This is a genomic window from Colwellia sp. 5_MG-2023 (assembly GCF_030547795.1).
Taxonomy (GTDB): domain Bacteria; phylum Pseudomonadota; class Gammaproteobacteria; order Enterobacterales; family Alteromonadaceae; genus Colwellia.
The window spans coordinates 1-8113 of record NZ_JAUOPW010000047.1; the positions used below are offsets into that span (position 1 = coordinate 1).

General features: G+C 35.0%; 7 protein-coding genes. 5 read left to right on the forward strand and 2 right to left on the reverse strand.

The features are described 5' to 3' along the window. Positions 1-293: 293 nt before the first annotated feature. Complete coding sequence (locus Q4496_RS17605; RefSeq protein ID WP_303603162.1) at positions 294-767, forward strand: RNA-binding protein; 474 nt, start codon at positions 294-296, stop codon at positions 765-767. 338 nt (positions 768-1105) lie between these two features. Beyond that, positions 1106-2203, forward strand: a complete 1098-nt coding sequence (gene trmA / locus Q4496_RS17610; protein ID WP_215972957.1) for a tRNA (uridine(54)-C5)-methyltransferase TrmA — start codon at positions 1106-1108, stop codon at positions 2201-2203. 68 nt (positions 2204-2271) lie between these two features. On the opposite strand, the gene fabR is transcribed toward trmA, so the two are convergent. Beyond that, positions 2272-2904: an HTH-type transcriptional repressor FabR gene (gene fabR / locus Q4496_RS17615; RefSeq protein ID WP_303610949.1), complete on the reverse strand. Its 633-nt coding sequence runs from the start codon at positions 2902-2904 to the stop codon at positions 2272-2274. A gap of 187 nt (positions 2905-3091) precedes the next feature. Between fabR and Q4496_RS17620 the strand changes: the two genes are divergently transcribed. The 3 genes from Q4496_RS17620 (at position 3092) to Q4496_RS17630 (ending at position 6387) form a co-directional block, all read left to right on the forward strand. Continuing rightward, positions 3092-4210: a fatty acid desaturase gene (locus Q4496_RS17620; protein ID WP_215972955.1), complete on the forward strand. Its 1119-nt coding sequence runs from the start codon at positions 3092-3094 to the stop codon at positions 4208-4210. 93 nt (positions 4211-4303) lie between these two features. Next, positions 4304-5734: a Si-specific NAD(P)(+) transhydrogenase gene (sthA, locus tag Q4496_RS17625; protein ID WP_215972954.1), complete on the forward strand. Its 1431-nt coding sequence runs from the start codon at positions 4304-4306 to the stop codon at positions 5732-5734. Positions 5735-5871: 137 nt separating this feature from the next. Next, a complete protein-coding gene (locus tag Q4496_RS17630) occupies positions 5872-6387 on the forward strand; it encodes a histidine phosphatase family protein (protein ID WP_303603165.1) in 516 nt (171 codons plus the stop codon). A 96-nt stretch (positions 6388-6483) separates the two neighbouring features. Here the strand turns inward: Q4496_RS17630 and Q4496_RS17635 are convergent, their stop codons facing one another. Further along, the gene (locus tag Q4496_RS17635; protein WP_215972953.1) at positions 6484-7725 is read right to left on the reverse strand and encodes a malic enzyme-like NAD(P)-binding protein; all 1242 of its coding nucleotides are present in this window, start codon (positions 7723-7725) and stop codon (positions 6484-6486) included. Between the last annotated feature and the right edge of the window lie 388 nt (positions 7726-8113).

Genomic DNA, 8113 nt, shown 5'->3' on the forward strand with positions numbered 1-8113 from the left:
GATAACTTATTAAAACAGCCCGTTGATGATTCGTTTTGCCTGAACCCCTTGGAACTGGAGCGCATTGTAGAGATTTTTAAAAAAGGGTCAAGGATTTTTTGTAAAGTTTTGCTTGTTCGCAGATAAATCGAGCTAAATGTTTTCATTTCATCCAATTTATCGTTATTAATTGCTATCTTGAATGTTTTTTACACTAATATAGTTGCACAATGACAAAAGGTGAGTAACATAGAAATGTAAATTTACATTTTGTTCTTATAAATTAATATTAAAATAATAATTAGGTATCCATTATGAAGTCTCCGAATATCTCAGCAATAGTTATAGCAGCCATTTTCGCTATTATTGCTTTTTTAGTTTTTAGTTATATATCAGCTGTTACACCTTTACTTATTGCTGTCTTTGTTTTTGTCAGTTTACTTATTGCTTCACTTATTAACTCTCCTGCTAGTAAAGACAACCCAAGTGTTTCATCTGATACTGAAAATAATACCAACGATTTAAAAACACTCTATGTTGGTAATTTGCCTTATCGCGCCAATGAGACAGCAGTAAGAGAACTGTTTTCTACATACGGTCATGTCGAATCAGTAAGATTGATGAAAGACAAACATACCGGTAAACGTAGAGGATTTGGTTTTGTAGAGATGTCTGCAAGTGATTTAGAAAAAGCAATTACAGCATTAAATGATGCTGAATTTGAGCAACGTACTTTAAAAGTTAGAGAAGCAAAAGAGCGTCCTGAAAGAGTTGAAACAAAGGACTAAGCCTCATAGCGTTAACTCTGCATTAAAGCTTAAAACTAAAACCCGATTACTATCGGGTTTTTTATTACCGTAAAATCGACTTAATTGTTGTCTTCGATATAACTGCCCTATCGCTTTGTTGATATGATTTATGACTTTTATCTTTCTTAGTTAAAAGGCACGATATTAAATTTCTCCTAACGACAATGGGATAAACCTAAACAAATATTCACTCTATACTAGACAAAACCTAATCTCACGCTAAAATTGCGCACTTCAATACTCAAGTTTATCAAAATAACTGAGTATCCTAGCTCATACCAGTAGCCTCTAATAAGTAAACAATAAGGTAAGCATTTATGTTTAGTCATATTCATCCCGATAATTATGAACAGCAATTGTCAGAGAAAAATCAAGAAATGACCGCTCTATTTTCTTGCTTTAATAATCTCCCCTCTGCAGAAATATTTCCATCAAAGCCGTTGAATTATCGTTTACGTGCTGAGTTTAGAGTCTGGCACCAGGGCGATGATCTCTATTACATAATGTTTAACAGTGAAACTAAAGAAAAGTTCCGTGTTGATGATTTTCCTGTGGCCAGTCAATTAATAAATCAGGCTATGAAAGCTTTATTAATTGCAATTAAAGATATTAAAGAGCTACGGTACAAACTATTCCAAGTTGACTTTCTTTCAACGTTAAGTGGTGAGCTCCTTATTAGTATGCTTTACCATAAACCTTTAGAGCCTACCTGGGAAAAAGCAGCAACAGAGCTAAAAGTTCAATTATCAAAAATAGCTCCCGTCGATATAATTGGTCGGGCGAAAAAACAGAAAATCATCCTTGATAAAGATTATGTGATGGAGTCTTTAAGGGTTGGTGATAAGAAGTTTATCTATCAACAAGTTGAAAATAGTTTTACCCAACCAAACGGGAGTGTAAATGAACAAATGCTGCTATGGGCTCAAAAAGCGACAGTCAACGCTGGTGGAGATTTAATAGAGCTTTACTGTGGTAATGGAAATTTTAGTATTGCCTTAGCGCAAAATTTTGCACGTGTTTTAGGTACTGAAATATCAAAAACTTCGGTAAAATCCGCACAGGTAAATATAACAGCTAATAATATTGATAATATAAATATTGTGCGTATGTCGAGTGAAGAGTTTAGTCAAGCCATGAACGGTGAACGTAAATTCAGACGCCTAGAAGGATTCGATTTAACCACATACAATTACGATACAGTATTAGTTGATCCACCTCGTGCAGGACTCGACAAAGACAGTGTTGAGCTCGTAAGCCGTTTTAATACGATTATATATATTTCTTGCAACCCTAATACATTAAAAGAAAACTTAATTGACTTAACGAAAACACACACCATTGAGAAATTTGCTTTGTTTGATCAATTTCCCTATACCTCACATATTGAAGTAGGTATGGTGTTAACAAGAAAATAGTTTAAAGAAGTGACCTTTCAAACTTAAAAGGGTTGAAACAAAATTTCATCTGTTGCGAACTTAGTTATTTATTTGTTTTTTTTTGATATTTTACGTCTATCACTAAGTTCAGCAGCACCACGAGCAATAAATCGAAGTTGTTGAATAGTCTGTTTCGATAATTGCGCTCTTTCTGATTTATCGTCCATATCTAATGCATCGGAACCTGCACTAAAAACGATAGTGACCGCTGCATTAGCTTGCATATAAGCAACTTCTGTATCTAAATTCTTTGCGTGTTGTAAATAATCACAAAGTTCCATGGTGAAATAACGAATTTCCCGAATTACCGCGGCTCGAAAAGCCGCTGAAGTACCTGAGCGTTCTCTTAGTAATAATCGAAAAACATTACCGTTACTTTCTATTAGCTCCATAAATGTCTCAACAGATATTTGGATAACTGAGCCACCTTTCGCAATACGTTGGCGGGCTTGGCGCATTAACTGCCTTAATGTTAAACCTGCCTCATCTACTAATGTTAAGCCAAGTTCATCCATATCACTAAAATGTCGATAAAATGAAGTTGGTGCAAGACCGGCCTCTTTTGCTACTTCCCTTAAACTTAAACTGGAAAAACTACGCTCAGCACTTAATTGATTTAAAGCGGCATCAATCAACAACCTACGTGTTTTTTCTTTTTGCTGGGCACGAATACCACTCATGGCTTTCCTCTTTATAAAGTATTCTAGGTGAGCATATTATAACAAACGCATAATATCAGTTTACTAACCCGAGTAAAAATATATTAATTAGACTTGACTGGTTCAACGTGTACGCTAAACTATAACAATAGCGTACACGTGTACACTTAAATTCATATGAAATATTAGTTAAGAACAGCGAGATAAAATGAAAAAACCCCAGATTGTATGGCTCAACGTCGTTATTTTTATAGTCACCTTTTTAGTCGCTATAATTGCAGTTCCTTATAGAGCCATGACCACAGGCTTTGACAATACAGAATTAGTATTTGCTTTAATCTGTTTTATTTATTGTGGTATGTCAATCACCGCTGGTTATCATCGTTTATGGTCACACAAAACCTACCAAGCACATTCAAGTTTACGTTTCATTTTTGCTTTAGGCGGCGCATTTGCATTACAAAATAGTATCTTACATTGGTCTTCAGATCATAGAGTTCATCACAAACATGTCGATAACAATGATAAAGACCCTTATTCAGCCAAAAAAGGCTTTTGGTATTCACATATAGGATGGATGTGCCGAGAGTATCAAGCTCATCGTTATAGTGATTACAATAATGTTCGAGATCTACAAAAAGACAAAATAGTAATGTGGCAACATAAGCATTATTTATTACTGACTATTATGATGAACCTTGGCGTGCCAATCGCATTTGGTTTATGGCACGGAGATATTCTTAATAGTATTCTATTAGTTGGCTTCCTACGATTAGTGTTAAGTCATCACACGACATTTTTTATTAATTCGTTAGCCCATATTTGGGGAAAACAGACTTATACTGATAAAAACACTGCAAGAGATAATGGTTTGTTAGCATTACTTACCTTTGGCGAAGGCTATCATAATTATCATCATATATTTGAAAATGATTACCGAAATGGTATTCGTTGGTGGCAATTCGACCCCACAAAATGGCTAATTAAAAGTTGTCAGTGGTTAGGGTTGACGACAAAATTACGCACCAGCCCAGAAGATAAAATTGAAAAGATGCGTCTAGCTATGACCCTAAAACGTAGCAAAGACAAATTAACTCGATTACCTAATGCGGAGCAAGCTATTTTACACCTTCAACAAGAATATGACTTATTGATTAGTAAACTCAATGATTATTATCAAGTACGAAAAACACTGCTAACAGAAAAGCGTGAGCAAGTATTAGCAGATGTTGAAAAGTCTGAATTGATGAAACAATATAAAGAATTGAAAATTAAATTGATTGAACAACAAAAGAATTGGCACAGCCTCACTGCAAAACTCACATAATAATCAATAAAATACAAATCAATTGATTACCATTTTCCCTAAATCCTGCTAATATTTTCATAAGGAATATAATCAGGGTTTGAGGAAAATCTTTTGGCTAAAGCTAATACAACGAAATCAACGAGTGAAAAAACATTTGATTATGATGTAATCATTATCGGTACGGGTCCTGGTGGCGAAGGTGCCGCAATGGAACTTTCCAAAAAAAATAGAAAGGTCGCTATTATTGAACGTTATAAAGACGTTGGTGGTGGCTGTACTCACTGGGGTACAATACCTTCTAAAGCATTACGTCAAAGCGTTAGTCGATTAACAGAGTATAATGCTAGCCCATTATTTCGTGGCCACAATAAAGCGAAGCGTTTAACCTGTGCAGAAATCTTAAATCATGCCTCTTCAGTTATAAGTAAACAAGTACAACTCCGCAGTGGATTTTATGATCGTAACCAAGTTGAACTAATCACTGGTGATGCTTCTTTCATTGATACTAATACCATCCAAGTTATAAAAAAAGATGGTTCAATAGAAAAGATTAACGCAGAAAAAATTGTCATTGCTACCGGCTCACATCCTTACAGACCTGATGATATTGATTTTAATCATCCACGAGTGTATGACTCAGATACTATTCTTTCACTTAAACATGAGCCTCGTTCTATAATTATCTATGGGGCTGGTGTTATAGGTAGTGAATACGCATCAATTTTTCGTGGCCTGAGTGTAAAAGTAGATTTAATTAACACACGTGAACGACTCTTATCCTTCTTAGATGATGAAATATCTGATGCTTTAAGTTATCACTTATGGAATAACGGTGTAGTTATTAGGCATGGTGAACAAATAAAGCGTGTTGAAACCACAGAGCAATCCGTCATTGTATATTTAGAATCAGGTAAAAAAATGCGAGCTGATTGCCTGTTATTTGCTAATGGCCGTACAGGCAACACGGCTGATTTAAAATTAGAGAATGCCGGCTTAAAAGTAGATGGACGTGGACAATTAAAAGTAAATAACAAATATCAAACACACGTAGATAATATTTATGCTGTTGGTGATGTTATTGGTTACCCAAGTTTAGCTAGTGCTGCTTACGATCAAGGTAGATTAGCAGCATCGGCTATGATTGATCATCAAAGCACAGCGATGTTAATAGCTGATATTCCTACAGGTATTTATACCATTCCTGAAATCAGCTCCGTTGGTAAAACCGAGCAAGAGTTAACGGAAGCTAAAATACCTTATGAAGTTGGTAGAGCACAATTCAAGCATTTAGCTAGAGCACAGATCACCAATAGCCTAGTTGGCTCTTTAAAAATTCTTTTTCATCGTGAAACTAAAGAAATCTTAGGTATACATTGCTTTGGGGAAAATGCTGCTGAAATCATTCACATTGGTCAAGCGATCATGCAACAAACCAATGGTGGTAATACTATTGAGTATTTCGTAAATACAACCTTTAACTACCCAACAATGGCTGAAGCATTTCGTGTTGCAGCATTAAATGGATTAAATAGATTATTTTAATCCATTTACTAAATGGGTAATTACTGTAGTTACATAGCTTATAAATTGAGTTATGTAACTTATCGCTGTCTATTAAGTAACTAGTGATCTAGATTATTGAAAATAACACACAAAAATTAATCTCGTAAGAAATGGCAATGACTAATAAAATGTTTTTTATGACAAGCTTAATATTATTTAGCTGCTTCAGTGTTGTTGCTGAGAATTATAGTATTTATCTAGTGCGACACGCAGAGAAATTGGATAAGTCTGCAGATCCAAATTTAAGTGAATGTGGTAATCAACGTGCTCACCAATTAGCTAAAATCTTAGCGAAAACCAACATATCTGCAATATATAGCACAAAATATCAAAGAACGATGCAAACTGCAGCGCCGACAGCTAGATTACAGCAACTAACAATCAAAAATTACAACCCAAATGATTTAAAGAAACTATCTAACCAATTACAACAAGATAGAATGAATGCCCTTATTGTTGGCCATAGTAATACTACCCCCGTCTTAGCAGGCTTTTTAGCCCAACAAAAAATAGCACCATTAACAGAAGATGATTACCAGTATTTATATCAAGTGCAATTTTTGAATGAACAACCAATGTTAACTATCTTACAGCAACCTATAAATTGCCAAACACATAAAATTGCTAACTAACTGCCCTTATTAAAGCAGTCATGATTGTTTTTCTTAAAAAAAAGGGGGGAGATATAATTTATATCTCCCCCCCCTCTTAATTAAAAGCCAGATGAATTAAAGCATATAATTTTTTGGCATAGGTAAAGCAGCGACACCAGAATCAATCGCCGCTTGTGCGACAGCTCTAGCAACAGTCGCTAACAAACGTGAATCCATTGGTTTTGGAATAATATAATCTTTACCAAAACTTAATTCTTTTTCACCACTCGCAATTAACACTTCATTAGGAACAGGTTCTTTCGCCAACGTACGAATAGCATGTACAGCGGCAATTTTCATTTCATCATTAATAGTACGAGCACGAACATCTAACGCACCACGGAAAATGAATGGAAAGCATAGAACATTGTTTACTTGGTTTGGATAATCACTTCGCCCCGTAGCAATGATCAGATCCTCTCTAGCAGCGAGTGCATCTTCAGGTTTAATTTCAGGATCAGGATTTGAACAAGCAAAAATAACAGGTTTAGGTGCCATTAATTTAACTTGCTCTTGTGATAATAAATTAGGACCAGAAACACCAACAAATACATCAGCACCAGTAATAGCATCTTCTAAAGTACGTTTGTCAGTGTTATTAGCAAATAGCTTTTTATACTCATTTAAATCATCACGGCGCGAATGTATAACACCCTTAGTGTCTAACATATAAATTTTTTCTCGTTGTGCACCACACTTAATCAACAATTCCATACAAGCAATCGCGGCAGCACCAGCACCTAAACAGACAATATTTGCTTGATTGATATCTTTACCTTGAATATCCAAAGCATTCATCATGCCTGCTGCAGTTACAATAGCAGTGCCATGCTGATCATCATGAAACACAGGAATTTTACAACGCTCAATTAATGCTTTTTCAATAGCAAAACATTCTGGTGCCTTAATATCTTCGAGGTTAATACCACCAAAGGTATCAGCAATATTCGCTACCGTATTAACAAACTCTTCAACCGTTTTATGTTTTACTTCAATATCAAAAGAGTCAATATTAGCAAAACGTTTAAATAATAATGACTTACCTTCCATCACTGGCTTTGATGCCATTGCACCTAAATTGCCTAAGCCTAAAATGGCAGTGCCATTAGTGATAACAGCGACAGTATTTCCCTTTGCAGTGTATTTATAAACATCGTCAGGATTATCTGCTATTGCTCTTACTGGCTCTGCAACTCCTGGACTATAAGCTAGTGATAAATCTTCACTCGTTTCCGCTGCCGTAGTTAATGCTACGCTAATTTTTCCTGGCGTTGGTAAAGAATGGTAATCAAGTGCTTGTTGACGAAGATCTGACATTATTGTTTCCTAGTGCATTAGTGGTTAAATTATAAATAACACTTATTTATTATTATGTTTTTTCTAGTGTATTGCATTGCTTATTAGTTTATCAAGACCATTTAACTATATAGAATTGCTGTAAGCTTTATTAAACATAAACTTTATCAAGCAATTAATCATATTATTTAACTAAATAACGAACATTAGAACAGGGTATTATTAGTGATAACAGAGCTTATGACTGCAGAATAGATTGCACAAAGGCTGACAACAATTTACTTGAACTCCTCCCTCGCTTAATGGCAGCAACAGTTAGGGTTAAAAATTTGCTTTTATCAGCTAGAGCTAGACTTAGAAATTGTACCAATTTCATTTTATTAAGTTGTGTTTGAGTTGAGGAATAAAA